The following is a 23,133-nucleotide window of genomic DNA, read 5'->3' as shown; positions in this document are numbered from 1 at the left end:
CCTTTCCGACAGCGCGGCGGCGGGCTGCGGCGGTGGGGATAGGGTCTGGGCATGGGATTTCAGCCCGGTGAGTTGGTGCTGCACCGCAACGTCCGCCGTGGGCGGATCGGTTGGGTCCGGCCGGCGCGGGTGGTCAGCGACGACGAGCGTGGCCTGCTGCTGTGGATCGGCCGGGGCACCCCGGTTGCCAACGAGGTCGCCGACGACGGCCGTGGCATGCGGATGATGCCGTTCGCGGAGTGGATCACCCGGTCCTACCGGCTGCGCGTGGGGGTGTGGAACGGCCCGCCGCTGTTGAAGTTCCTGCCGGCCGAGGGGGCCCATTCGGTCTGGTGGTTCCGGCACGAGAACGGACAGTTCGCCCGCTGGTACGTCAATCTCGAAGAGCCGGGTGTGCGGTGGGACGACGGCGACGTGGCCGGGATCGACGTGGTGGACCAGGACCTCGACGTGGTGGTCGAGGCCGACCGGACCTGGTGCTGGAAGGACGAGGGGGAGTTCGTCGAGCGGCTGGCCTTCCCCGAGCACTACTGGGTGGCCGACGAGGCGGCGGTACGCGCCGAGGGCGAGCGGGTGATCAAGGTGGCCGAGGCGGGTCAGTTCCCGTTCGACGGCACCTGGTGCGACTTCTCGCCCGACCCACGGTGGAAGGTGCCGACCGCCCTGCCCACCGGCTGGGACCGGCCGCCGGCTCGGCCGTAGGGGCGGAATGCCCGGCGGGCCGGTGACCGGCGGCTCCGCCTACCTTCTGTGAGCCGGGCGGCGGCTGTCAGCCCCGGGTTCCCTCCCGTTCCGCGGCGGCCAGCACGCTGTCCAGCAGGCCGGGGAAGCGGGCTTCGAGGTCGTCGCGGCGCAGCGCGTTCAGCTTCGAGGTGCCTCGATACACCTGGCTGATCACACCTGCCTCCCGCAACACCCGGTAGTGGTGGGTGGTGGTGGATTTGCTGACCGCGAGGTCGATGACCGAGCAGGCCGCCTCGCCGAGTCGGGCGAGGGTGTGGGCGATGTGCAGCCGGGTCGGGTCGGAGAGCGCATGTAGCACCGCTGCCAGCCGGATCTCGTCCCGGTCCGGGTGGGGGAGCGCGCGCCCGACGCCGAGGGCGGGTGCCGGGTCGGCATGGGCTGGGGCTTGCTGTGGCACAACACACCTCTTTTCTGGCTACCCGATAATACGACAGATCTCGTAGTTTCATTCTCATCGTATTACGATGTCCGTCGTACCAAGCGGGGGTTGTCGTGGCCGTCAGCAGCAAGGAGTACGCCGTGAGCGAGTCGACCGAGGGGCGGCGCAGCGCCCTGTTCCAGCCCATGACCCTGCGCTCGGTCACCGTGCCCAACCGGGTCTGGATGGCGCCGATGTGCCAGTACTCCGCTGCGGTCGACGGGCCCGACGTCGGGGTGCCGACCGACTGGCACCTCACCCACCTGGCCAGCCGGGCCGTCGGCGGTGCCGGACTGATCCTGGTCGAGGCCACCGCGGTCGCGCCCGAGGGCCGGATCAGCCCGGCCGACCTCGGGTTGTGGAACGAACGTCAGCAGGCGGCGTTCGTACGGATCACCGACTTCCTGAAGCGCAGCGGCACGGTACCCGGGATCCAACTCGCGCACGCCGGACGCAAGGCCGGCACCGACGCCCCCTGGCGAGGTGGTGCCCCGCTCGCCCCTGGACAGGGCGGCTGGCAGCCGGTCGGCCCCAGCCCGGTCGCCTACGACGAGCGGCACCAGGTCCCGCACGAGTTGAGCGTCGAGGAGATCAAGCAGGTGGTGGCGGACTTCGCCGCCGCCACCCGACGGGCGCTGGCCGCCGGGTTCCAGGTGGTGGAGGTGCACGGCGCGCACGGCTACCTGATCGGCGAGTTCCTCTCCCCGCACAGCAACCACCGCACCGACAGCTACGGCGGCTCCTTCGAGAACCGGATCCGGTTCGCCCTCGAGGTGGTCGACGCGGTCCGGGCGGCCTGGCCGGCCGACCTGCCGGTGCTGTTCCGGATCTCGGCGACCGACTGGCTTTCGGACGGGCAGGGCTGGACCGGTGACGACACCGTACGGTTCGCCAAGGAACTGCTGGCCCACGGGGTTGACCTGCTGGACGTCTCCACCGGCGGCAACGCTGCCAGGGTGCGGGTGCCCGTCGGACCCGGCTACCAGGTCCCGTTCGCCGAGGCGGTGGCCCGGAACACGGATCTGCCGGTGGCCGCTGTCGGCCTGATCACCGACCCGGAGCAGGCCGAGGCGATCGTGGCGTCGGGGCAGGCCGACGCGGTGCTGCTGGGGCGGGAGTTGCTGCGTAACCCGTACTGGCCCCGGCAGGCCGCGCACCGACTCGGGGCGGCTGCCGGCTGGCCCGACCAGTACCAGCGGGCGGTCTGAGCGATTTCCGGGCGGCGCGTCCGGCCGTCAGCCAGGGGGCGAAACGGTCGCCGCGCACATCTGGCAGAATGGTTGGCTGGTATCCGGCACGCGTGCGGCGCCCTCTAACCCGGGCGCGTTGCCAGTCCACCGAGCAGTCTCCGGCCCAAACCCCACTGAGCCGGCCGGCTCTCACCCGCGCACCGCCCGACTGGGCTGGTGAGAATCGCAACAGGAGCGAACACACGTGGCCGTAAAGATCCGGCTCCTGCGGATGGGCAAGATCCGCAACCCGCAGTACCGCATCGTCGTCGCCGACTCGCGCACCAAGCGTGACGGTCGGGCGATCGAGTTCGTCGGGATCTACCAGCCGAAGGAGCACCCTTCGGTGATCGAGGTCAAGTCGGACCGGGTCCAGTACTGGCTGTCCGTCGGCGCCCAGCCGAGCGAGGCGGTGCAGCGCCTGCTGGAGAAGACCGGCGACTGGCAGAAGTTCAAGGGTCTGCCGGCCCCGGCACCGCTGCTGGTGGCGGCCGAGCGGGCCGACCGCAAGGCGGCCTACGAGGCAGAGGCCAAGGCTGCGGCCGGCCTCACCGAGACGGCGAAGCCGGCGAAGAAGACCGCCAAGGCGGCCGAGGCTCCGGCCAAGACCGAGGAGTCGGCCGAGGCAGGCACCGGTGAGCAGGGCTGAGGTGGCCCTCCGGCCAGCGCTGGAGCACCTGGTCAAGGGCATCGTCGACCATCCTGACGACGTACGTGTCCGGATGGTCGACTCCCGTCGCGGCAAGCGGCTTGAGGTACGCGTACACCCCGAGGACCTGGGAACGGTCATCGGGCGGTCCGGTCGTACCGCCAAGGCGCTCCGCCAGGTGATCGGCTCGATCGGCGGGCGTGGCGTACGCGTCGACATCGTCGACTCGTACTGATGCAGCTGATCGTCGGCCGCATCGGTAAGCCGCACGGCATCCGCGGTGAGGTCACCGTGGAAGTGCGTACCGATGAGCCGGAAGCGCGCTTTGCCGCCGGTTCGGTGCTCCGCACCGAACCGGCGGCTTCCGCTGGTCGGCAGGATGCCGTGCCCGACCAGGGGGAACTGTTCAAGGTGCCGGACGAGCTGACCGTCGAGGCGGCCCGCTGGCACCAGGGGCGTCTGCTGGTCTGTTTCGACGGGATCTACGACCGCAACGTCGCCGAGGCGCTGCGTGGCACCCTGCTCTGCGTCGACAGCGCGGAGGTGGCCCCGCCCAGCGACCCGGACGAGTTCCACGATCACCAACTGGTCGGCCTCGCCGTGGTCGACCGGGCCGGGGAGCCGCTCGGCGAGGTGGCCCGGATCGACCACGCGCCCGCCTCGGACCTGCTGGTCCTGCGTCGCCCCGGCGGGCGTACCGCGTTGATCCCGTTCGTTCGGGCGATCGTCCCCGAGGTCGACCTGGCCAATCGCCGGGTCGTCGTCGACCCGCCGGGCGGGTTGCTCGACCTGTGAGCTGTCATGCGTGTTGACGTCGTCTCCATCTTCCCGGACTACTTCGCCCCGCTCGATCTTTCGCTGATCGGCAAGGCCCGGACCAGTGGCGTGCTGGATCTGGCCGTACACGATCTGCGGAGCTGGACCCACGACGTGCATCGCACGGTCGACGACACCCCCTACGGCGGCGGTCCGGGCATGGTGATGCGGCCCGAGCCGTGGGGGGCGGCGCTCGACGCGATCGCGCCCGAATCGGCGGACGGGCCGCCGCCGCACCTGCTGGTGCCCAGCCCGGTCGGGCGGCGCTTCACCCAGGAGTTCGCCTACGAGTTGGCGGCCCAGCCCCACCTGGTCTTCGCCTGTGGCCGGTACGAGGGCATCGACCAGCGGGTCCTGGACCACGCCGCCACCCGGATGCCGGTGACCGAGATCTCGTTGGGCGACTATGTGCTCTTCGGCGGCGAGGTCGCGGTCATCGTGATCCTGGAGGCGGTGACCCGGCTCCTGCCCGGTGTGCTCGGCAACGCCTCGTCGCTGGACGAGGAGTCCCACGCGCACGGGCTGCTCGAGGCACCGGTCTACACCAAGCCACCCACGTGGCGGGGGCATGCCGTACCGGAGATCCTGCGCTCCGGCGACCACGGTCGGATCGCCCGGTGGCGACGGGACGAGTCACTGCTACGGACCGCGTCCCGGCGTCCCGACATGTTGGCGGCGCTACCGGCGGGGGTGCTGGACAAGCGGGACGTCGCGACGCTGACCGGGGCCGGATTTCAGGTGCCGGACGGGGATGTGGCAAAGTAAGAGATTGCCGCAGTTTTCTGCGGATGCCGCAGCTGTCTCGCGCCGCGAGGGGCTGCGAGGATCCCCGCCGGGGTTGGTCACAGGACGACCCATCGGGGATCAGAACCACCCATCCGCGTGCCGATGACCGGTACGCCGTGAGCCTACGAGGATGCAGCGATGAACACCCTGGACGCCCTTGACGCCCAGTCGCGGCGGACCGACCTCCCCGACTTCCGCGCCGGTGACACCGTCAAGGTGCACGCGCGAGTTGTCGAGGGCAACCGTTCCCGGGTCCAGATCTTCCAGGGCACCGTCATCCGGCGCCAGGGCTCCGGTCTGCGGGAGACCTTCTCCGTACGCAAGATGAGCTTCAGCGTCGGTGTCGAGCGGACCTACCCGCTCAACAGCCCGTCGATCGACCGGATCGAGGTCGTCACCCGTGGTGACGTGCGTCGCGCCAAGCTCTACTACCTCCGTGAGCTGCGCGGCAAGAAGGCGAAGATCAAGGAGAAGCGCGAGAAGCAGCCGAGCTGACCTCGCCCACTGCGCTGTCGCCGTGGCCTGGTCGCGGCGACGGGACACATCCGTGCTACCGCCCGGGGAGCCTGGAAACAGGCACCCCGGGCGGTAGCGTTGTATCCCGAGCCCGGGGAGATGTGTAGTGCATAACGTGGACGAAGAGGACGATGTCGAGCCAAGGAGCCGCCGCGTTCGCCGCCCCCGTAGGCAGATGCCGCTGTGGCAGGAGTTGCCACTGCTGCTCATCGTGGCCTTCGGCATCGCCGTACTGATCCGCACCTTTCTGTTGCAGCCGTTCTTCATCCCCTCCGGGTCCATGGAGGACACGCTGCTCATCGGCGACCGGGTGCTGGTGAACAAGATCGTCTACGACGTACGGGACCCGAAACGCGGTGAGGTGGTCGTCTTCCGGGGCACGGACCGGTGGGTGCCGGAGCGGGCCGGGCAGCCGGAGGCGGGGTTCTTCACCCGGTTGTGGCGTACCCTCGGCGACCTGGTCGGGGTCAGCCAGCCGGGGGAGAAGGACTTCATCAAACGTGTCATCGGGCTGCCCGGTGACCGGGTGGCCTGCTGCGACGAGCAGGGGCGGGTGACCGTGAACGGGGTTCCCCTGGACGAGACCTACGTGCCCCGGAACTCTCCGTTGGACCTTCCGCCGAACAGCCAGGAATGCCGGTCCCGCCGCTTCGAGGAGGTGGTGGTGCCGCCAGGTGAGATCTTCGTGATGGGCGATCACCGACTCGTCTCGCAGGATGCCCGCTGTCAGGGGCCGGTTCCGATCGAGAACGTGATCGGCCGGGCGATCGCCGTCGTGTGGCCGTACGACCGTTGGGCCTCGCTCTCCGTACCGTCGACCTTCGACAACCTGCCGGAGCCGGCCACAGCGGCACCGGCCGGTACGGCCCCGCCCCTGGTCGATGGATCGGGTTCGTCGGTCGGCGGGGATGCGGGCACCAGGGCCGCCGAGGTGGACCCCGACGTGTCCCCGGTCGCACCGAGCTCCGGGGGAGGCATCGCCATCGTCATGCCAATTCTGGGATCGTTGGTCATCACCGCGCGTTCCCTACGGCGGCATACAGCTCGACCCCGTAGGCTCCACCCGTGATTGACGAGCAGACCGACAAGCCCAAGCCGCGTAACTCGTTCTGGCGAGAACTACCCATCCTGCTGGGTGTGGCGATCCTCGTCGCGGTCCTGGTGCGGGCGTTCGTCGTACAGACCTTCTACATCCCGTCACCGTCGATGGAGCACACCCTCGACATCAACGACCGGGTCCTCGTCAACAAGTTGGTCTACGACTTCCGCTCCCCCCACCGCGGCGAGATCATCGTGTTCCGTGCGCCGAACGAGTGGAGTGGCAACCCGGACGGTGAGGACTTCATCAAGCGGGTGATCGGTGTCGCCGGCGACCGGGTGGTCTGCTGCGACGCCCAGCAGCGGCTGATGATCAACGGCCATTCGCTCGATGAGCCGTACCTGTACACCGACGAGGAAGGCGTACGGAACCCCGCCGCCTCCGAGGAGTTCGACATCACGGTGCCGGCCGGTCGGATCTGGGTCATGGGGGATCACCGGCTGGTCTCCGGTGACTCGCTGGAGCACTGGCGGCGTAGCCAGAACATCGAGATGGCGACGATTCCGGAGAGTTCCGTGGTGGGGCGGGCGTTCACGATCTTCTGGCCGTTCAGTCGGGCCACGATCCTGTCGGTCCCCGATTCGTTCAACGGGATACCGGACGCGAAGGGCTGACCGGCCGGTAGCGGCTCGTCGCGGGTCTCCTAGGCTGGACCGGTGACCACGTTCACCCCTCGTCGCGCGGCCCGCGTGCTCCTGATCGACAGTGCCGACCGGGTGCTGCTGTTCCAGGGGACCGATCCGGCCCGGCCCGAGCATCGATACTGGTTCACCCCCGGGGGTGGCCTCGACAGCGGCGAATCGTCGGCCGCCGGGGCCGCCCGGGAGCTGGCTGAGGAGACCGGGCTGCGGCTGGCCGCCGACGAACTCGGGGAACCGGTCTGGCAGCAGGTCGTCGAGTTTCCCTTCGACGGCCGCTGGTACCGCCAGGAGCAGGAGTTCTTCCTGGTCCGGGTGCCGTCCTGGGAGGTGGACACGACGGGCTTCGACGAGGTCGAACGGGCCAGCGTGCACGGTCACCGGTGGTGGACGGTCGAGGAGCTGGACCGGACTTCCGAGCGTTACTACCCGGACGAGTTGCCCACCGTACTGCGCCGGGTGCTGGTGGGGGAGGGACGATGCTGACCCCGCCACGGACCGTGGTCCGTCGCGACGGTGGTCTGTACGCGTTGGAGCGGGCGTTGCAGCGGCGGGGTTTCCAACATGTCGCTGGTGCGGACGAGGCGGGCCGGGGTGCCTGTGCCGGCCCGCTGGTCGCCGCTGCCGCCGTGCTGCCCGCCGGTCGGCGGGGTGAGGTCGAGGGGCTGGCCGACTCCAAGCTGCTGACCCCGGCGGCCCGAGAGCGGGTCTACGACGCGATCCTGGAGCGGGCCCTGGCGTATGCCGTGGTGATCATCCCTGCGGACGAGGTGGATGCGCGAGGGCTGCACGTCTGCAACCTCGCCGCGATGCGCCGCGCCCTGGCCTCGTTGACCACCCGGCCGGACTACGTGCTGACCGACGGATTCGGCGTCGACGGGCTGGGCGTGCCGGGGCTCGCCGTCTGGAAGGGCGACCAGGTGGCCGCCTGCGTCGCCGCCGCCAGCGTGCTGGCTAAGGTAACCCGTGACCGGATCATGGTTGATCTGGAGGCTCGATTTCCCGGGTACGGCTTCGGTGAGCACAAGGGGTACATCACGGCGGAGCACAGCGCTGCCCTGGAACGGCATGGTCCGTGTCTGGAGCATCGCTTCTCGTACGGGAACGTGGCGGCTGTCTCCGGTCGGGCCGGACAGCCGCCCCGGGCCCGGCGCCCCTCTGGCAGCCGCAGCGGGTGCGTCGGAGCGACTGAGTCGATGGGGCGATCAGGCCCGGCAGGGAGTACCGTCGGCGTGGCGTTGGGCGAGCAGCCTCGGCCGTCAACGCCGGTGGGGGAAGATGTGGCCATGGAAGGCGGAGTGCGATGAGCGCGGAAGATCTCGAGAAGTACGAGACCGAGATGGAGCTACAGCTCTACCGGGAGTACCGCGACATCGTCCGTCAGTTCTCCTACGTGGTGGAGACCGAGCGCCGGTTCTACCTGGCCAACCAGGTCGACCTGCACGTTCGTAACTCCGACGGCGAGGTCTACTTCGAGGTGGAGATGCACGACGCCTGGGTGTGGGACATGTACCGCCCTGCGCGCTTCGTGAAGAATGTCCGAGTCATGACGTTCAAGGATGTGAACGTGGAGGAGTTGGAGAAGCCGGAGATCTCCCTCCCGGCGGACTCCGGCTTCGGCAGCTGACCCGCGAGCTTCGGTAGCTGCCCCACGAGCGGTGGTCGACCCACGAACCACCCGTAGGAAAGCTCAGCGGATATCCACAGCCGGGCCGGTTGTCCACAGATCGGAGCGAGGCCGTTGTCGGCCCCGCCGGTCGACGGCCACGCTGCACTGTCATGCAGACCTTTCGCATACCGCGCCTGGCGGTGCCGGCACCGTTGGCCCTCCTGCTGTCCGCGATGACAGCGTTGCCGTTGCCGTTGCCGCCGGGGAGCCCGGTGGCAACGGCAGCTCCGGCCTCGGCCTTCGCCCTGGTCCCGGCTTCCGTTCCGGCTCCGGGCTCCGTTCCGGCAACGGCTTCCGTTCCGGCTCCGGCAAGATCAGTGGTGTCGACGAATCCGGTGATGTCACCCGGGACGGGGCCGGACGCTCCAGCCGCCCGGTTCGGATGGCCGGTCGACGGGGTTCCCCGACCGGTACGTCGGTTCGACCCGCCGCCCCAGCCCTGGGCAGCCGGCCACCGTGGGGTGGACCTGGCCGGCGAGCCGGGCGCAGCGGTACGGACGGCGGGTCCGGGAACCGTTCTGTTCGCCGGACTGGTCGCCGGCCGTCCGGTGGTCAGCGTGGCGCATTCCACCGGGCTGCGCACGACGTACGAGCCGGTGCGCCCGCTCGTCAGCGTCGGGCAGCGGCTGGACCGCGGTGAGCAGGTCGGTGTGCTCCTGCCGGGGCATCCCGGCTGCCCCGAGGCGGCCTGCCTGCACTGGGGGCTACGCCGGGGAGAGGTGTATCTGGACCCGCTGGCGCTGCTGGGGCTCGGCCGGGTTCGCCTACTACCCGTCGTCGGCCATCAGGCGGCCGGGTGAGCGGATCAGGCCAGTTCGGTGAGCAGGGCCGGCAGGCGTCGGGCCAGACGGTCGTACTCGTCGGCGCGGTTGTAGACCTGTCCGGACAGTCGCAGCCAGCCCCGGCCACCCCAGGCGTTGATCGCGACCTCGGTGGCCAGCTTCTCGGCGACACGTAGTCGCAGTGCGGTGGCGTCGGCCAGCGTGGTGGCCAGGCCGGCCGGCAGCGGGACGAGGCGCATGGCGACCGCCGGTCCGCCGGGGTCGGGCAGGTCGGCCGGTTGCAGGCCGAGCGCCTCGCCCACCACCCGCTGCCCGTACGCGGCCAGTGCGGCGTTGTGCGCCCGGACCCGGTCCACCCCGAGGGTACGCAGTGTGTAGAGCCCGACCGGGGCGGCCAGCCACGCGGTGTAGTCCAGCGTCGCCTGCCACTCCACCCGTAACGGGAAACCCGACTCCTGCTCCCAGGAGACGACCAGTGGCTCGATCCGTTGCCGCCAGGCGGGCGTGACCGCCAGTACGGCGGTGCCGCGTGGGGCGTACGCCCACTTGTGCAGGTTGCCGACCCAGAAGTCGGCGCCGATGGCGTCGATGTCGACCGGCAGCATCCCGGGGGCGTGTGCCGCGTCGATCAGCACGGGCACCTCGTGCACCCGGGCGGCGGTGGTGATCTCCCGTACCGGCAGCAGTCGGGCGGTGGGCGAGGTGATTTGGTCGACGATGAGCAGCCTGGTCCGTCCCGGCCGCAGCCCGGTACGGACGATCTCGACGATCTCGTCATCGGTGGCGCGCAGCGGCACCGGCAGGACGCGCAGGACCGCACCGGTACGGCGGCACTCCCGTTCGACCGCGAGTCGTACCGCGCCGTACCCGTGATCGGTGCAGACGATCTCGTCGCCGGGTCGTAGCCGCAGCGACTGGAGCACGATCGCCGCCCCGGTCGTGGCGTTGCCGATCAACGCGGTGCCGTCGGGATCAGCGCCCAGGAAGGTGGCCAGGTGCCGACGGGTGTGGACGATCCGGTCGACCAGTCCCTGGGTGAAGAAGCGCATCGGATTCGCCTCGGTCTCGTCGCGCAGCCGCTGCTGGGCACGCTGTACACCGATCGGCACGGAACCGAACGATCCGTGGTTGAGATGCGCGACGGCCGGGTCGAGGGAGAACAGGAGTCGGGCACCGGGAATCGGTTCGGGCGGTTGCGGATCTCCGGCGCTCACGCGCTGATCCTAAACGGCGGATACACCGACTGGCAGGTCCCGAGCCGTCGAATGTGCTCAGGCGCGTGGGTGGGCCTGCCGGTAGACCGCACGTAGTCGTTCCACGGAGACGTGGGTGTAGATCTGGGTGCTCGACAGGGAGGCGTGGCCGAGGAGTTCCTGCACCGCCCGCAGGTCGGCTCCGCCCTCCAACAGATGCGTGGCGGCCGAGTGTCGCAGCCCGTGCGGGCTGGTCCGGGGTAGACCGGCAGCCCGGGCGTAGTCGCTGACGATCCGACGGGCCATCGTCGGCTGTAGCCGGCCACCCCGGGCCCCGACCAGCAGCGCGTCCGTACGGCCCGGGCCGGCCAGTGCCGGGCGGCCGAGGCGTAGCCAGTCGTCGAGTGCCCGCTGGGCGGGCAGCCCGTACGGGACGGACCGCTCCTTGCCGCCCTTGCCGAGCACCCGTACGACCCGACGGGCGTGGTCGACATCGCCGAGGTCCAGCCCGCACAGCTCGCTGACCCGTACCCCGGTGGCATAGAGCAGTTCGAGCAGTGCCCGGTCCCGCAGTTGTACCGGGGAGACTCCGTCATCCGGAGCGACGACCAACTGGGCCGCCTGATCGGCACGCAGCACGCTGGGCAGCTCCCGGTGCGCCCTGGGGCTCGCCAACGGCGCTCCCACGTCGCTGGCCAACAGCCCGGTACGGTGCGCCCAGGCGCTGAAGGTACGGGCCGACGCCGCCCTGCGGGCCAGCGAGGTGCGGGCGGCTCCCAGGGTGCGCAGTTTGGCCAGCCAACTCCGCAACACGGCGAGGTCCAGGTCGCCAGGTGTCGAGTGGCCCATCCGGACGGCGTGGTCGAGCAGCGAGACGATGTCGGCGACGTACGCCCGGACGGTGTGCTCGGACCGGTTGTCCACCCGGGACAGATGCTGGGCGAAGTTGTCCACCGCCTCCCGCATCGGTGCCGGCAGGGTCTCGTGGATCGCCCGGGTGCTCCGCCTGTTGCGACTCATCGTCCTGACCGTGGATCGTGGCCCGGGCCCCTGTCAAGTTGTGGGGTGAGTCGCTGCCTGGATCACCGGCTGGGCGACGGGCGGCGGCAGGGCGGATTCGGACGGCGGCAGCGCGGATTCGGACGGCGGCAGCGCGGATTCGGACGGCGGCAGGGCGGATTCGGGCGGCGGCAGCGCGTAGCCGCCGTCCCGACGGACGAGCAGGCCGAGGTTCTCCAGCAGGGACAGCTTCCGCAACGTGGTGCGTACGTCGACACCGGCCCGGGCGGCGATGGTGTCCGGACCGAGCACACCGCGCCGGGGCACCGATTCGAGGATCGACGCCGACTCGTCGTCGAGGAGGTCGCGGGGTCGTCGCGGGCCCTGGACGGGGGGAGCGAGGTCCGCGCCGATCCGACCGACCTCCTCCAGGATGTGTGCCACACCGGTGACCAGCCGGGCGTTGGGACACTCGCGGAGTACCTCGTGTGCGCCGACCGACATCGCGGAGGTGACCGGCCCGGGAACCACCATCGCCGGGCGTCGGATGGCCAGGGCCCGGTGGGTGGTCTGGGTGGCGCCGCTGCGTGCGGCGGCCTCCACCAGGACGGTGCCCGATGTCGCCGCCGCGATGACCCGGTTGCGGATCAGGAACCGGGGCCGTAGCGGCTCCGCCCCGGGCATCCATTCGCTGATCAGCAGGCCGGTGTCGGCGATCCGGTCGAAGAGCGCGGTGTTGCCGACCGGATATGGACGGTCGACGCCGCAGGCCAGCACCGCCACGGTCAGCCCGCCCGCGCTCAGGGCACCACGATGTGCAGCCGCGTCGATTCCGTACGCTCCGCCGGAGACCACCGTCCATCCCCGGTCAGCCAGTCCATAGCCGATCTCGGTGGCGATGTGGTTGCCGTACGGGGTGGCGGCCCGGGAACCGACCACTGCCACCGACCGATCGAGTGCCTCCGCCAACGGCCAGGAGCCGCGTACCCAGATGCACAGCGGGGGTGCCGTTTCCTGGTCGACCTTGCGGGTGGCGCTGGTCAACGTCATGCCGACCAGGTCCCTGACCCGCAGTGGCCATTCGTCGTCCTCGGGGGTCACCACCCGTGCGCCGAGCCGCTCGGTGTGCTCCAGCGCGCGTTCGGCGATCTCGCGTGGGTTACCGGCGGTCATCCGGGCCCGTACCGCCGCGCGCAGCTTCGGATCGGCCACGTCACCGAGGATCAGCCGGTGCAGCGCCTCGATGGGGCCGACCCGGCTGACCAGCCGGTAGACCGACCGGGTGCCGGGCTCGGTGAGCCAGGTCAACGCGACCCGGGCCAGCCGGACCTCGTCCGGTCCGAGCACGGTGCCGGCTGCCACCAGCAGGGAGCCGGGCGGGTGCAATTCCTGCTCGGTCATCAGGCCTCCCCGGTACGCAGTTGACAGGCCTCGTCCACGTCACTCGGATCGGGACGGTCACGACCGTCCAGGTCCGCGATCGTCCAGGCCAGCCGGAGGATCCGGTCGAAGCCGCGAGCAGAGAGGGAACCGCTGTCCAGTCGTTGGCGCAGGGCACTGGTGGCGGCGGCCGGCAGCCGCCACGGTGGACGCCGTAGCCGTGGCCCGGGTACGTCGGCGTTGACCTTCCAGCCGTTGCCGGTCCACCGGGCGGCGGCTGCCGCCCGTGCCCGGTCGACCCGTTCGGCGACGACGGCGGAGGTCTCGGGTTCGGTTTCGGTCGCCATCAGGTCGGCGGCCCGTAGCGGATCCAGGGTCACCCGTACGTCGATGCGGTCCATCAGCGGTCCGGAGAGCCGCCCGAGATAGCGCCGCCGGGCCAGTGGCGTGCACTCGCAGTAGGTGTCGCCGGCGGGTTTCGCGCAGGGGCAGGGGTTGGCGGCGAGCACCAGTTGCACCCGGGCCGGATATTCCGTGCCGCCCCGGCTCCGGTTCAGCACCACCCGGCCGTTCTCCAGCGGTTGGCGCAGGGCCTCCAGTGCGCCCTTGCCGAATTCGGGCGCCTCGTCCAGGAACAACACGCCCCGGTGGGCTAGCGAGAGTGATCCGGGGCGGGCCAGCCCGGATCCGCCGCCGACCAGTGATGCGACCGTGGCCGAATGGTGGGGTGCCTGGAACGGTGGGCGGCGGAGTAGCTGCCCGCCCGGTGGTAGCTGGCCGGCGATCGAGTGCAGTGCGGTCACCTCCAGGGCGGCTTCGTCGTCGAGGGTGGGCAGGATGGAGGGCAGACGTTCGGCCAGCATGGTCTTGCCCGCGCCGGGTGGGCCGAGCAGCGCCAGGTGGTGACCGCCGGCGGCGGCGACTTCGAGTGCCCGCCGGCCCAGCCCCTGACCGGCCACCTCGGAGAGGTCCGGCCCGGCTGCCGGCCCTTCGGGCGTCGGAGCCGGCGGGTCGAGCAGCGCCGTGCCGTCGCGGACGAAGGCGACGAGCCGGTGCAGGGTGTCCACGGCCTTGACCCGTACGCCGGGCACGATGACGGCCTCGGCGGCGTTGGCCAGCGGCACGATGACCCGGGTGATTCCGGCCTGGGCCGCCGCCGCGACCATCGGCAGCACGCCGCGGACCGGCCGGACCGTCCCGTCCAACCCCAACTCACCGAGGAGGACCACCTGTTCCAGCGGGAACAGGGGCAGTTCGCCGGAGCCGCCGAGCAGAGCCGTCGCGATGGCCACGTCGAACGCCGAGCCGTGCTTCGGCAGGGGGGCCGGGAGCAGGTTGACGGTGATCCGGCGATTGGGCCAGTGCTGACCGGAGTTGACGATGGCGGCGCGTACGCGGTCGCGGGACTCGTTGAGGGTGGTGTCCGGTAGTCCGGACAGTACGACGGCGGGCAGCCCCGGGGCCAGGTCGGCCTCGACCTCGACGAGGTGCCCGGTCACCCCGATCAGGCCCACGGAGAGCACCTTGGCGTAGCTCATCGGGCCGCCGTTTCGGCGTACCGGTCCGACTGCGGGTGAGGGTGGGCCGGGAGAGTCTCCACCGGTTGTGGTGGCCGGCCCTGGTGGTACGTGTCGCTTGTCTGTCCTGGCGTCATCATGGGCAGACGGTGACCGATGCCAGGGACGAGCGACAGTCCGATCCGGTCGCTCTGTGGACAACCGGATGCCCTGTGGACAGCCGGACAATCAAGCCTGCGATGTGCTACGGGCCGTCGGTCAGTCGATGGTGTCGCCGAGTGACTCCAGCAGTTCCCGGAGCGTGCCGGCGAGGGCGTCCCGCTCGGCTCTGCCGAGCGGGGCGAGCAGTCGTTCCTCGGTGGCGACATGGTCGGGCAGGGCCCGGTCGATGAGGGTCCGACCCTCGTCGGTGAGGGCGACGTGTACGCCTCGGCCGTCGGATTCGCTGGGCGTACGGGTCACCAGGCCGCGCGCCTCGAGGCGGTCGAGCCGCTGGGTGATGGCTCCCGAGGTGACCATGGACGACCGCATCAGGTCGGTGGGGGTCAGCCGGTGCGGTGGCGCGCTGCGGCGAAGGGTGGCGAGCACGTCGAACGACGCGGAGTCGAGCCCGTGCGAGCTGAACGTGTGGTTCAGTTCGGTGTTGACCAGTCGGGAGAGCCGCGCCAGCCGGCCGAACACCGCCATTGGGGAGACGTCCAGGTCAGGTCGCTGGTCACCCCACTGCTCCAGCACCCGATCAACGTGGTCTGCCACCACTACAGCCTAGGTGATGTCTTAGCGGTGAGATAGATCGCTTCGGCTCCCAGATAGCTTAGCGGTGAGATAAATTGCCTTAGTGCTAAACAATCGGATCGGGATCGTGCTGGTGACCGCGTTGGCACCCGGCATCTGGGGAACGACCTACCTCGTCACCACCGAGCTGCTGCCGCCGGACCGCCCGCTGCTGGCGGCGGTGGTACGGGCCCTGCCCGCCGGCCTGGCGCTGGTCGCTCTCACCCGACGCCTACCGCAGGGGGTGTGGTGGTGGCGGGCGCTGGTGCTCGGCGTCCTCAACATCGGGGCGTTCTTCGCGCTACTGTTCGTCGCCGCCTACCGGCTACCGGGCGGGGTCGCCGCCACCATCGGTGCGATACAGCCGCTGCTGGCCGCTGGGCTGGCGGTCGGCCTGCTCGGTGAGCGGCTGTCCCTGCGTACCGTGATCGCCGGTGTCGCGGGGGTGGCCGGGGTCAGCCTGCTCGTCCTGCGGGCCGGTGCGCGTCTCGACGGCGTCGGTGTCGCCGCCGCGGTCGGCGGTGCGGTCGTCATGGCGGTCGGGGTCGTCCTCAGCAAACGCTGGGTCTCCCCGGCACCCCTGCTGGCGACCACCGGTTGGCAGCTCACCGCTGGCGGCCTGCTGCTTCTCCCGGTCGCGCTACTCGTCGAGGGACCACCTCCCACGACGCTGACCGCCACGAACCTGGCCGGCTACGGCTACCTCGCGGTCATCGGCTCCGCACTCGCCTATGCCCTCTGGTTCCGGGGAATCCGTGCCCTGTCTCCCGCCAGCGTCACCTTTCTCGGCCTGCTCAGCCCGCTGGTCGCCACCATCCTCGGCTGGCTCGTCCTGGACCAGCAGCTCACCGGAGCGCAGTTGCTGGGCGGGATCATCGTCCTGGCCGCCCTGGTAGCGGCACAGAAACAGCAGCATCCGCAACGTGCCGCGCGGCGGCCGGTCACCGAACGGGTGGCCGAACCGGCGACGACCGGCCCCGGCAGCTGAGAAGAACGGTCGACCGGACGGCCCGTACCGCGTGCCAACGGCAGTGGAGCGCTGGTCAGAACGCACCCCTGAGGTGGTCGACCCGGGCCGCCCCGCGGGCCGGTACGAGTACCTCGATCACGTCGAACCGCACCTCACGGGGTTGAGCCGAGTGCTCGTCCAGCCACTGCGCGGCAAGTCGCCGCAACCGTCGCACCTTGGCCGGTACCACCGCCTCGGCCGGGGTGCCGAAGGTGTTGCCACGCCGCGTCTTCACCTCGCAGAAGGCCAGCACTTCGCCGTCCCAGGCGACGATGTCGATCTCGCCCTGCTCACTACGCCAGTTGCGGGCCACCACCCGCATGCCGGCCGCCACCAGATGGCGTACGGCGCACCGCTCGCCGTACGCGCCAACCGCCTGTCTGACCATCGTCACGGCGGTGAGGATGACCTGGTGACCGGCCACCGGAAACCCCTTGGGCGGGGACTGTGGACAACCGGGTGGCCTGTGGATCGGCGGACGATCACGTCGACGATGTGCTAGGGCGTCATGGCGATCTCTGGCTGGTCAGGCGACCGCTCGGTCAGGACGGTCCCGGTCGTCTCCGTACCGAGGGCGTGGATGGTGCCGGTCGCGATGGTGGACATGATCGCAGTGCCGAGCTTGATGCCGACCTGCTGGCTCATGGTGGTCAGTCCGGTGGCGAGACCCTGCTCACCGTCAAGCAGACCGGAGGTGGCGGTGACGAGAGTGCCGGGAGCAGCGATCCCCCACCTTCCTCGTCCTCGGCGATCGCCGGGAGCGGTGGTTCCCCACCGCCCTGGGAGACCGCCGGGAGCGGCGGCCGGGCCGGTGGGGGTTTCCGGCTCGGCCGCCGCTCTGGCCGGATCGCTCAGCCGCCGAGGCTCGCAGCGGCCGAGGCGATCGCCGTGGCGAACGTGCTGACCTGGGTGTAGACACCCGGGTAGTTGGGCCGGGCACAGCCGTTGCCCCAGCTGGTGATGCCGACCTGGATCCAGGCGTTGCTGGCGTCACGGCGGAACATCGGGCCGCCCGAGTCGCCCTGGCAGGTGTCCGTACCGCCTGAGGCGTAGCCGGCACAGATCTCCTCGTTGACGATCACGTCACCGCCGTACGACGCGTCGCAGCTGGCGTCGTCGACGAACGGGACGGTCGCCTTGAGCAGGTAGCGCTGCTGTGCGCCACCCTCCCGGGCGGCTCCCCAACCGGCAATGGTGAAGGTGCCGCTGTCGTACGCGGTGGTGGTGGCGATCGGCAGCGTGGCCAGCCCGGTGACCGGGGTGGCCAACCGGATCAGTGCCCAGTCCTTGCCGTTGCCGTTGTAGCCGGGAGCCCGGTAGACGTAGTTGGACCGGACCTGGATCCGGCTGGACGACTGGAGGTCGACCACGCCGAGCGTCGCCGTGATGCTGGTGTTGGTGCCGGTCGAGCCGACACAGTGTGCGGCGGTCAGCACCAGGCGGGGGCTGTAGAGGGAGCCACCACAGCCCATCGACAGCCGGACCATGAACGGAAACTCGCCCTGGGCGGCGCGGGTGCCGCCGACGACGAGCGGGGTCACCGCGCCCTCCGGTGCGGCGGATGCCGGTGCGGCGAGGGTGAAGCTGCCGACGGTCACCGCGGTCAACGCGGCGGCTGCCAGGCCGATGAGTCTGCGCCAGCGAACCATTGGTCCTCCCAGTCTCGATGGCGTGAGCCTGGACGGCGTGTTGAGCGGGTCCGCCCAGTTCGCGATGCGGGCAGCCTAGAGACGTTCATAGATGTAACGCAATGCGTCTCCGTCATCCCGGATGTGTCATATCGGCTGCGTGTTCCGGTGGTGGAACCGGGTCGCCAGGGGCGGGGCGGGTGCGAGGATGGTGGCCACGTCGACCGAGCGACGTCACCCGCCCGGAAAACCGATGTGCGGTACGCAACCTCGCGAACCGGGCATCGCGGGCTGAACCCGCCATCGGGGGTTTGTGTGCCGGTGGGTGGGGTGGGGCGTACACTGGTCGACTGGCGACCGCCTCGCGCGGTCGACCTCGCGTGCCCTCTCCGCGGATCTCCGCGGGGCGCCGACCCCCTGGTCCCGATCTTGATCGGGCCCACCATGGCCGGCGACCAGGCGCCAGGACGTCCGGCCGCCGGCTGGACGTGACAACCAGGGACCTCTGAAGGAGCACCCCACCATGGCCGTAGTGACCATGCGTCAGCTGCTGGAAAGCGGCGTCCACTTCGGGCACCAGACCCGGCGCTGGAACCCGAAGATGAAGCGCTTCATCTTCACCGAGCGCAACGGTATCTACATCATCGACCTGCGCCAGACCCTCGACTACATCGAGAAGGCGTACGAGTTCGTGCGCGGCACCGTCGCCGAGGGTGGCAGCATCCTCTTCGTCGGCACCAAGAAGCAGGCCCAGGAGGCCATCGCCGAGCAGGCGACCCGGGTTGGTCAGCCCTACGTCAACCACCGCTGGCTGGGCGGCATGCTGACCAACTTCCAGACGGTCTACAAGCGGCTGCAGCGGATGAAGGAGCTGGAGGCGCTGGGCGACCTGTCCGGCACCGCGCAGGGCTACACCAAGAAGGAGACCCTGCAGCTGTCCCGGGAGAAGGACAAGCTCAGCCGCACGCTGGGCGGTCTGCGGGACATGCAGAAGCTGCCGGCCGCGGTGTGGGTGGTCGACACCAAGAAGGAGCACATCGCCGTCGACGAGGCCCGCAAGCTGGGCATCCCGGTCATCGCGGTGCTGGACACCAACTGCGACCCCGACGAGGTCGACTTCCCGATCCCGGGTAACGACGACGCGATCCGCTCCGCCGAGCTCCTGACCAAGGTCATCGCCGCCGCCGTGGGCGACGGCCTGATCGCCCGTTCCGGCAAGCGCCGCGGGGCCGACGAGAAGCCCGAGCCGGGTGTCGTCGCCGCCGACGAGCCGCTGGCCGAGTGGGAGCGCGAGCTGATCGAGGACACCGAGAAGAAGGCCGAGGAGCCCGCGGCTGCCGCCGCCGAGTGACCTCGCCATCGGGCCCGCCGGCCACGCGAGTGGCCGGCGGACCCGACCCGGGTACGAGCCTGCGACCCGACCCGGACAAGTTTCGGTCTGCGTCAGCGGGCAACCCCTAGACCACCCAACCAGCCGCGACACACACTGAAGAGAGAGTCATGGCCAACTTCACCGCCGCGGACGTCAAGAAGCTCCGGGAGCTCACCGGCGCCGGCATGATGGACTGCAAGAAGGCGCTCACCGAGGCCGAGGGCGACCTTGACAAGGCCGTCGAGATCCTGCGCATCAAGGGTGCCAAGGACGTCGGCAAGCGGGCCGGCCGTACCACCGCGAACGGCCTGGTCGCCCACTCCGGCAAGGCACTGCTCGAACTCAACTGCGAGACCGACTTCGTCGCCAAGAACGCCGACTTCATCGCCCTGGCCCAGCAGTTGGTCGAGCACGGCGAGCAGGTTGGCGCCGCCGACGCCGAGGCGCTGCTGGCTTCGACCCTGGCTGACGGTCGTACCGTCGCCGACGTGGTCCAGGAGCAGTCCGCCAAGATCGGCGAGAAGCTGGTGGTCAACCGCTTCAGCGTGCTGGAGGGCACCGTCGCGGTCTACCTGCACCGCAAGAGCCAGGACCTGCCGCCGCAGGTCGGCGTGCTGGTGGCGTACACCGGCAAGTCGGACGAGGCCGCCGACGCCGACGCGCGTGGCGTGGCCATGCAGATCGCCGCGATGCGCCCGAAGTTCGTGACCCGCGACGAGGTGCCGGCCGAGACGGTCGAGTCGGAGCGGCGGATCGCCGAGCAGACCGCCCGTGAGGAGGGCAAGCCGGAGGCTGCCCTGCCGAAGATCGTCGATGGTCGGGTGAACGCCTTCTTCAAGGACTTCGTCCTGCTCGAGCAGGCGTCCGTCGCCGACAACAAGAAGTCGGTCAAGCAGGTGCTGGCCGAGGCCGGCATCGACGTGACCAGCTTCCTGCGGTTCGAGGTCGGTCAGGCCTGAGTAGCACCCGGTAGTCCGGGCGCGGACCCGCGCCCGGTAGGGGACGACGTCGACGAGGAGGCCGCTGGTGTACGCGACAGGCACCGCGGCCTCCTCGTCACATAGGGTCAGCAACGTCAGGTTGGGTGACAGTGCGCAGCGGGCATGCCCGCGGAGGAGAGGCGGGTCGGATGACGCAGGTTGTTGATGGCCGGACCCGGGCAGCGGAGGACGATCCCACCGCGCCACCGCCCGGCCGGGCCCGTCGGGTGGTCCTCAAGCTGTCGGGTGAGGTCTTCGGCGGCGGGGCGATCGGGGTCGATCCCGACGTGGTACAGGCCATCGCCCGACAGATCGCAACGGTCGTACGCCGCGGCGTACAGGTCTCCGTGGTGGTCGGCGGCGGCAACTTCTTCCGCGGCGCCGAACTGCAGAAACGTGGTATGGACCGGGCGCGGGCCGACTACATGGGCATGCTGGGCACGGTGATGAACTGCCTGGCCCTGCAGGACTTCCTCGAGAAGGAAGGCGTCGAGACGCGGGTCCAGACCGCGATCACGATGGCCCAGGTGGCCGAGCCGTACATTCCGCTCCGGGCCATCCGGCACCTGGAGAAGGGCCGTGTGGTGATCTTCGGTGCGGGTGCCGGTATGCCGTACTTCTCCACCGACACGGTCGCCGCGCAGCGGGCACTGGAGATCCGTGCCGACGTCGTGCTGATGAGCAAGAACGGGGTGGACGCGGTCTACACGGCCGATCCGCGCACCGATCCGACCGCCAGCAAGCTCGACTCGATCACCTTCGCCGAGGCGCTACGCCGCGGCCTGCGGGTCGCCGACGCCGCCGCCTTCAGCTTGTGCATGGAGAACGGTCTGCCGATGCTCGTCTTCGGTGCCGAGGGGGAGGACACCATCATTCGCGCAGTTGGTGGCGACCGCATCGGAACGTTGATCACGGCGTGAACTGAAGACTTTTTCGACAACGACGCACAAAGAAGGAGGCGACGGAACAGGTGATCGACGACACGCTCCTCGAGGCCGAGGAGAAGATGGACCGGGCGATCGAGCACGCCAAGGAAGAGTTCGGGGCGATCCGTACCGGCCGTGCCCACCCCGCGATGTTCTCCAAGATCGTCATTGACTACTACGGCACTCCCACTCCGCTGACCCAGATGGCGTCGATCGGCGTGCCGGAGCCGAGAATGGCGCTCATCAAGCCGTACGACGCCTCACAGCTGGCGGCCATGGAGAAGGCGATCCGTGATTCCGACCTCGGTGTCAATCCGAACAACGAGGGTAACCAGCTCCGTATCCTGCTGCCGCAGATGACCGAGGAGCGGCGCCGGGACATGATCAAGATTGCTCGCCACAAGGGCGAGGAAGCCAAGGTCGCGATCCGCAACATCCGGCGCAAGGCCAAGGAAGAACTCGACCGCATCGTCAAGGACGGCGAGGCCGGCGAGGACGACGGGCGCCGCGCCGAGAAGGAACTCGACGACCTCACCCACCGGTACGTAACCAACGTGGACGATCTGGTGAAGCACAAGGAAACTGAGCTGCTTGAGGTCTGATGTCATATCGCGACCCCCACGGCAGCGCCGAGCCTCGCGGCTGGCCGCCGCCAGACGATCCACCTGCCTGGCAGTGGCACGACAGCAGCGATGAGACTCGGCTTCGGGCGCGGCACGCCGGTGCCGCGCCCGAAGCCTATGCCGACAATCCGCACCACGATTCCGGCGAACGTTACCGGGACGACGTCCCGGCTGGCCGGGACAACGGCTACGCCGACCCGGGCAGCCACTCCTTCTGGCCAGAACAGGACGAGTCGTCCCGCCGACATGCGGACGACGGGACGTCCACGTATCCCCGGAACGAGGATGGGCGTGACGACACCGGCCTGACCGAGGTGATCGAGCCGGTCGACGCGCCGCTGCTCGAACCGGTCGCCCCGGGCACGGGGCCGGAGTTCGCCCCGGCGGACGAGGGCACGCCACCCCGGTCCCACAGCGGGCGACGCCGGGCCAGCCGGACGCGACCCGCGACGACGCCACCGCGTACCGGGCGGGCCGGCCGGAACCTGCCGGCAGCCATCGGGGTGGGGCTCGGCCTCGGCGTACTCATCGTGGTGCCGCTGTTCCTGTACCGGCCGGCGTTCCTCGCCGTGATCGCCATCGCGATCAGCGTGGGCACCTGGGAGATGATCCGGGCGATCCGGCGCAGCGGTGCGAACCCGCCGATGGTGCCGTTGCTGGCCGGCGGCGTTCTGATGATCGGACTGGCCTGGTGGGCCGGTCCGGACGCGCTCAGCCTCGGACTGCTGGTCACCGTGCTGTCGGCGATGGTGTGGCGACTCAGTGACGGCCCGGCGGGCTTCCAGCGGGACCTCACCGCGAGCGCGCTGATCGCGGTCTACGTGCCGTTCCTGGGTGGGTTCGCCGCGATGTTGGCGGCACCTTCCGACGGTGCCCTGCGGATCATGGTTACGCTCGTGGCGGTGGTGCTCTCCGACACCGGCGGTTACGTCGCCGGGGTGTTCCTCGGTAGGCACCCGATGGCCCCGTCGATCAGCCCGAAGAAGTCCTGGGAGGGCTTCGGTGGTTCGGTGGGCGCGGCTGCGCTCGGCAGTGCCCTGCTGCTGTGGCTCCTGCTCGACGTCGCCCCCTGGTGGGGGGCCGTGTTCGGGCTGGCGGTGTCCGGCGCAGCGGTACTCGGTGACCTCGCCGAGTCGATGATCAAGAGGGATCTGGGCATCAAGGACATGAGCAACCTGTTGCCCGGGCACGGCGGACTCATGGACCGGTTGGACTCGATCCTGTTCGCGGTGCCGACCGCGTATCTGTTGCTGGCGATCTTCGCTCCGACGGGATGATCTAACAGGATGTTCGTGTGGAGCCGCGCTTTCCGGACATTGACCCGAGGGGCCAAGCCGGGTCGGTCCCCATGGCCAGGTACGCAGATGCGGGGACGTGGGAGACTGG

28 protein-coding genes are annotated in these 23,133 nt (G+C 70.1%); 19 read left to right on the top strand and 9 right to left on the bottom strand.

Going from position 1 to position 23,133, the window contains the following annotated elements; genetic code table 11:
* Positions 1 to 51 precede the first annotated feature (51 nt).
* Complete coding sequence (locus ACFQ4H_RS22295; protein ID WP_377573421.1) at positions 52 to 702, top strand: ribonuclease FAU-1 family protein; 651 nt, start codon at positions 52 to 54, stop codon at positions 700 to 702.
* Positions 703 to 769: 67 nt separating this feature from the next.
* Here ACFQ4H_RS22295 and ACFQ4H_RS22290 read toward each other — a convergent pair whose 3' ends face one another.
* Complete coding sequence (locus ACFQ4H_RS22290; RefSeq protein WP_377573418.1) at positions 770 to 1,141, bottom strand: ArsR/SmtB family transcription factor; 372 nt, start codon at positions 1,139 to 1,141, stop codon at positions 770 to 772.
* Positions 1,142 to 1,263: 122 nt separating this feature from the next.
* Here ACFQ4H_RS22290 and ACFQ4H_RS22285 point away from each other — a divergent pair, with 122 nt between their 5' ends.
* The 12 genes from ACFQ4H_RS22285 (at position 1,264) to ACFQ4H_RS22230 (ending at position 9,364) form a co-directional block, all read left to right on the top strand.
* Positions 1,264 to 2,370 carry an NADH:flavin oxidoreductase/NADH oxidase gene (locus ACFQ4H_RS22285; protein WP_377573416.1) on the top strand — a complete coding sequence of 369 codons (1,107 nt, stop codon included), beginning with the start codon at positions 1,264 to 1,266 and terminating at the stop codon, positions 2,368 to 2,370.
* Positions 2,371 to 2,596: 226 nt separating this feature from the next.
* Positions 2,597 to 3,040 (top strand): 30S ribosomal protein S16, encoded by a 444-nt coding sequence (rpsP, locus tag ACFQ4H_RS22280; protein ID WP_377573413.1) that lies wholly within the window; start codon positions 2,597 to 2,599, stop codon positions 3,038 to 3,040.
* Position 3,041: 1 nt separating this feature from the next.
* Positions 3,042 to 3,275: an RNA-binding protein gene (locus ACFQ4H_RS22275; RefSeq protein ID WP_013732101.1), complete on the top strand. Its 234-nt coding sequence runs from the start codon at positions 3,042 to 3,044 to the stop codon at positions 3,273 to 3,275.
* Entirely contained in the window at positions 3,275 to 3,835 is a 561-nt protein-coding gene (rimM, locus tag ACFQ4H_RS22270) for a ribosome maturation factor RimM (RefSeq protein WP_377573411.1), read from the top strand. The genes ACFQ4H_RS22275 and rimM overlap by 1 nt, the downstream gene beginning before the upstream one ends.
* A gap of 6 nt (positions 3,836 to 3,841) precedes the next feature.
* On the top strand, positions 3,842 to 4,621 hold the full coding sequence (trmD, locus tag ACFQ4H_RS22265; RefSeq protein ID WP_377573408.1) for a tRNA (guanosine(37)-N1)-methyltransferase TrmD: 780 nt from the start codon (positions 3,842 to 3,844) through the stop codon (positions 4,619 to 4,621).
* Between the two features lie 159 nt (positions 4,622 to 4,780).
* Entirely contained in the window at positions 4,781 to 5,137 is a 357-nt protein-coding gene (rplS, locus tag ACFQ4H_RS22260) for a 50S ribosomal protein L19 (protein WP_377573406.1), read from the top strand.
* 127 nt (positions 5,138 to 5,264) lie between these two features.
* A complete protein-coding gene (gene lepB, locus ACFQ4H_RS22255) occupies positions 5,265 to 6,227 on the top strand; it encodes a signal peptidase I (protein WP_377573403.1) in 963 nt (320 codons plus the stop codon).
* Positions 6,224 to 6,871 carry a signal peptidase I gene (gene lepB / locus ACFQ4H_RS22250; RefSeq protein WP_377573400.1) on the top strand — a complete coding sequence of 216 codons (648 nt, stop codon included), beginning with the start codon at positions 6,224 to 6,226 and terminating at the stop codon, positions 6,869 to 6,871. The genes lepB (ACFQ4H_RS22255) and lepB (ACFQ4H_RS22250) overlap by 4 nt, the downstream gene beginning before the upstream one ends.
* A gap of 42 nt (positions 6,872 to 6,913) precedes the next feature.
* A complete protein-coding gene (locus ACFQ4H_RS22245) occupies positions 6,914 to 7,381 on the top strand; it encodes an NUDIX hydrolase (protein WP_377573397.1) in 468 nt (155 codons plus the stop codon).
* Entirely contained in the window at positions 7,375 to 8,202 is an 828-nt protein-coding gene (locus ACFQ4H_RS22240; protein WP_377573394.1) for a ribonuclease HII, read from the top strand. Before ACFQ4H_RS22245 ends, ACFQ4H_RS22240 begins: the two co-directional genes overlap by 7 nt.
* On the top strand, positions 8,199 to 8,522 hold the full coding sequence (locus ACFQ4H_RS22235; protein WP_377542109.1) for a DUF2469 domain-containing protein: 324 nt from the start codon (positions 8,199 to 8,201) through the stop codon (positions 8,520 to 8,522). The genes ACFQ4H_RS22240 and ACFQ4H_RS22235 overlap by 4 nt, the downstream gene beginning before the upstream one ends.
* Positions 8,523 to 8,674: 152 nt before the next feature.
* Complete coding sequence (locus ACFQ4H_RS22230) at positions 8,675 to 9,364, top strand: peptidoglycan DD-metalloendopeptidase family protein (protein WP_377573391.1); 690 nt, start codon at positions 8,675 to 8,677, stop codon at positions 9,362 to 9,364.
* A gap of 5 nt (positions 9,365 to 9,369) precedes the next feature.
* Here the strand turns inward: ACFQ4H_RS22230 and ACFQ4H_RS22225 are convergent, their stop codons facing one another.
* The 5 genes from ACFQ4H_RS22225 to ACFQ4H_RS22205 form a co-directional block, all read right to left on the bottom strand.
* A complete protein-coding gene (locus ACFQ4H_RS22225) occupies positions 9,370 to 10,560 on the bottom strand; it encodes an aminotransferase class V-fold PLP-dependent enzyme (protein WP_377573389.1) in 1,191 nt (396 codons plus the stop codon).
* 57 nt (positions 10,561 to 10,617) lie between these two features.
* Positions 10,618 to 11,559 (bottom strand): tyrosine recombinase XerC, encoded by a 942-nt coding sequence (locus tag ACFQ4H_RS22220; RefSeq protein WP_377573386.1) that lies wholly within the window; start codon positions 11,557 to 11,559, stop codon positions 10,618 to 10,620.
* A 33-nt stretch (positions 11,560 to 11,592) separates the two neighbouring features.
* Positions 11,593 to 12,939 carry a DNA-processing protein DprA gene (locus ACFQ4H_RS22215; protein ID WP_377573384.1) on the bottom strand — a complete coding sequence of 449 codons (1,347 nt, stop codon included), beginning with the start codon at positions 12,937 to 12,939 and terminating at the stop codon, positions 11,593 to 11,595.
* A complete protein-coding gene (locus ACFQ4H_RS22210; RefSeq protein WP_377573381.1) occupies positions 12,939 to 14,456 on the bottom strand; it encodes a YifB family Mg chelatase-like AAA ATPase in 1,518 nt (505 codons plus the stop codon). Before ACFQ4H_RS22210 ends, ACFQ4H_RS22215 begins: the two co-directional genes overlap by 1 nt.
* A gap of 237 nt (positions 14,457 to 14,693) precedes the next feature.
* A complete protein-coding gene (locus ACFQ4H_RS22205) occupies positions 14,694 to 15,191 on the bottom strand; it encodes a MarR family winged helix-turn-helix transcriptional regulator (protein WP_377573379.1) in 498 nt (165 codons plus the stop codon).
* An 82-nt stretch (positions 15,192 to 15,273) separates the two neighbouring features.
* Here ACFQ4H_RS22205 and ACFQ4H_RS22200 point away from each other — a divergent pair, with 82 nt between their 5' ends.
* Positions 15,274 to 16,197, top strand: a complete 924-nt coding sequence (locus ACFQ4H_RS22200) for an EamA family transporter (RefSeq protein WP_377573376.1) — start codon at positions 15,274 to 15,276, stop codon at positions 16,195 to 16,197.
* A 55-nt stretch (positions 16,198 to 16,252) separates the two neighbouring features.
* Here ACFQ4H_RS22200 and ACFQ4H_RS22195 read toward each other — a convergent pair whose 3' ends face one another.
* The 3 genes from ACFQ4H_RS22195 to ACFQ4H_RS22185 all read right to left on the bottom strand — a co-directional run bounded on the left by ACFQ4H_RS22195 (position 16,253) and on the right by ACFQ4H_RS22185 (position 17,867).
* On the bottom strand, positions 16,253 to 16,606 hold the full coding sequence (locus ACFQ4H_RS22195; protein ID WP_377573472.1) for a YraN family protein: 354 nt from the start codon (positions 16,604 to 16,606) through the stop codon (positions 16,253 to 16,255).
* A 110-nt stretch (positions 16,607 to 16,716) separates the two neighbouring features.
* Positions 16,717 to 16,863 (bottom strand): hypothetical protein, encoded by a 147-nt coding sequence (locus tag ACFQ4H_RS22190; protein ID WP_377573372.1) that lies wholly within the window; start codon positions 16,861 to 16,863, stop codon positions 16,717 to 16,719.
* A gap of 206 nt (positions 16,864 to 17,069) precedes the next feature.
* Positions 17,070 to 17,867, bottom strand: coding sequence for a S1 family peptidase (locus ACFQ4H_RS22185; RefSeq protein WP_377573370.1), 798 nt, complete (start codon positions 17,865 to 17,867; stop codon positions 17,070 to 17,072).
* 502 nt (positions 17,868 to 18,369) lie between these two features.
* Here ACFQ4H_RS22185 and rpsB point away from each other — a divergent pair.
* The 5 genes from rpsB (at position 18,370) to ACFQ4H_RS22160 (ending at position 23,024) form a co-directional block, all read left to right on the top strand.
* Complete coding sequence (rpsB, locus tag ACFQ4H_RS22180; protein ID WP_377573367.1) at positions 18,370 to 19,197, top strand: 30S ribosomal protein S2; 828 nt, start codon at positions 18,370 to 18,372, stop codon at positions 19,195 to 19,197.
* Positions 19,198 to 19,346: 149 nt separating this feature from the next.
* A complete protein-coding gene (gene tsf, locus ACFQ4H_RS22175) occupies positions 19,347 to 20,177 on the top strand; it encodes a translation elongation factor Ts (RefSeq protein WP_377573364.1) in 831 nt (276 codons plus the stop codon).
* A gap of 170 nt (positions 20,178 to 20,347) precedes the next feature.
* On the top strand, positions 20,348 to 21,118 hold the full coding sequence (gene pyrH / locus ACFQ4H_RS22170) for a UMP kinase (RefSeq protein WP_377573362.1): 771 nt from the start codon (positions 20,348 to 20,350) through the stop codon (positions 21,116 to 21,118).
* A 50-nt stretch (positions 21,119 to 21,168) separates the two neighbouring features.
* Entirely contained in the window at positions 21,169 to 21,726 is a 558-nt protein-coding gene (frr, locus tag ACFQ4H_RS22165) for a ribosome recycling factor (RefSeq protein WP_377573360.1), read from the top strand.
* On the top strand, positions 21,726 to 23,024 hold the full coding sequence (locus ACFQ4H_RS22160; protein ID WP_377573357.1) for a phosphatidate cytidylyltransferase: 1,299 nt from the start codon (positions 21,726 to 21,728) through the stop codon (positions 23,022 to 23,024). The genes frr and ACFQ4H_RS22160 overlap by 1 nt, the downstream gene beginning before the upstream one ends.
* The last annotated feature ends 109 nt before the right edge of the window (positions 23,025 to 23,133 follow it).

The organism is Micromonospora sonneratiae (assembly GCF_042679305.1).
Lineage (GTDB): Bacteria > Actinomycetota > Actinomycetes > Mycobacteriales > Micromonosporaceae > Micromonospora_H > Micromonospora_H sonneratiae.
Note: the sequence above shows the minus strand (reverse complement) of the source record. Positions and strands in the feature narration are given on the sequence as shown.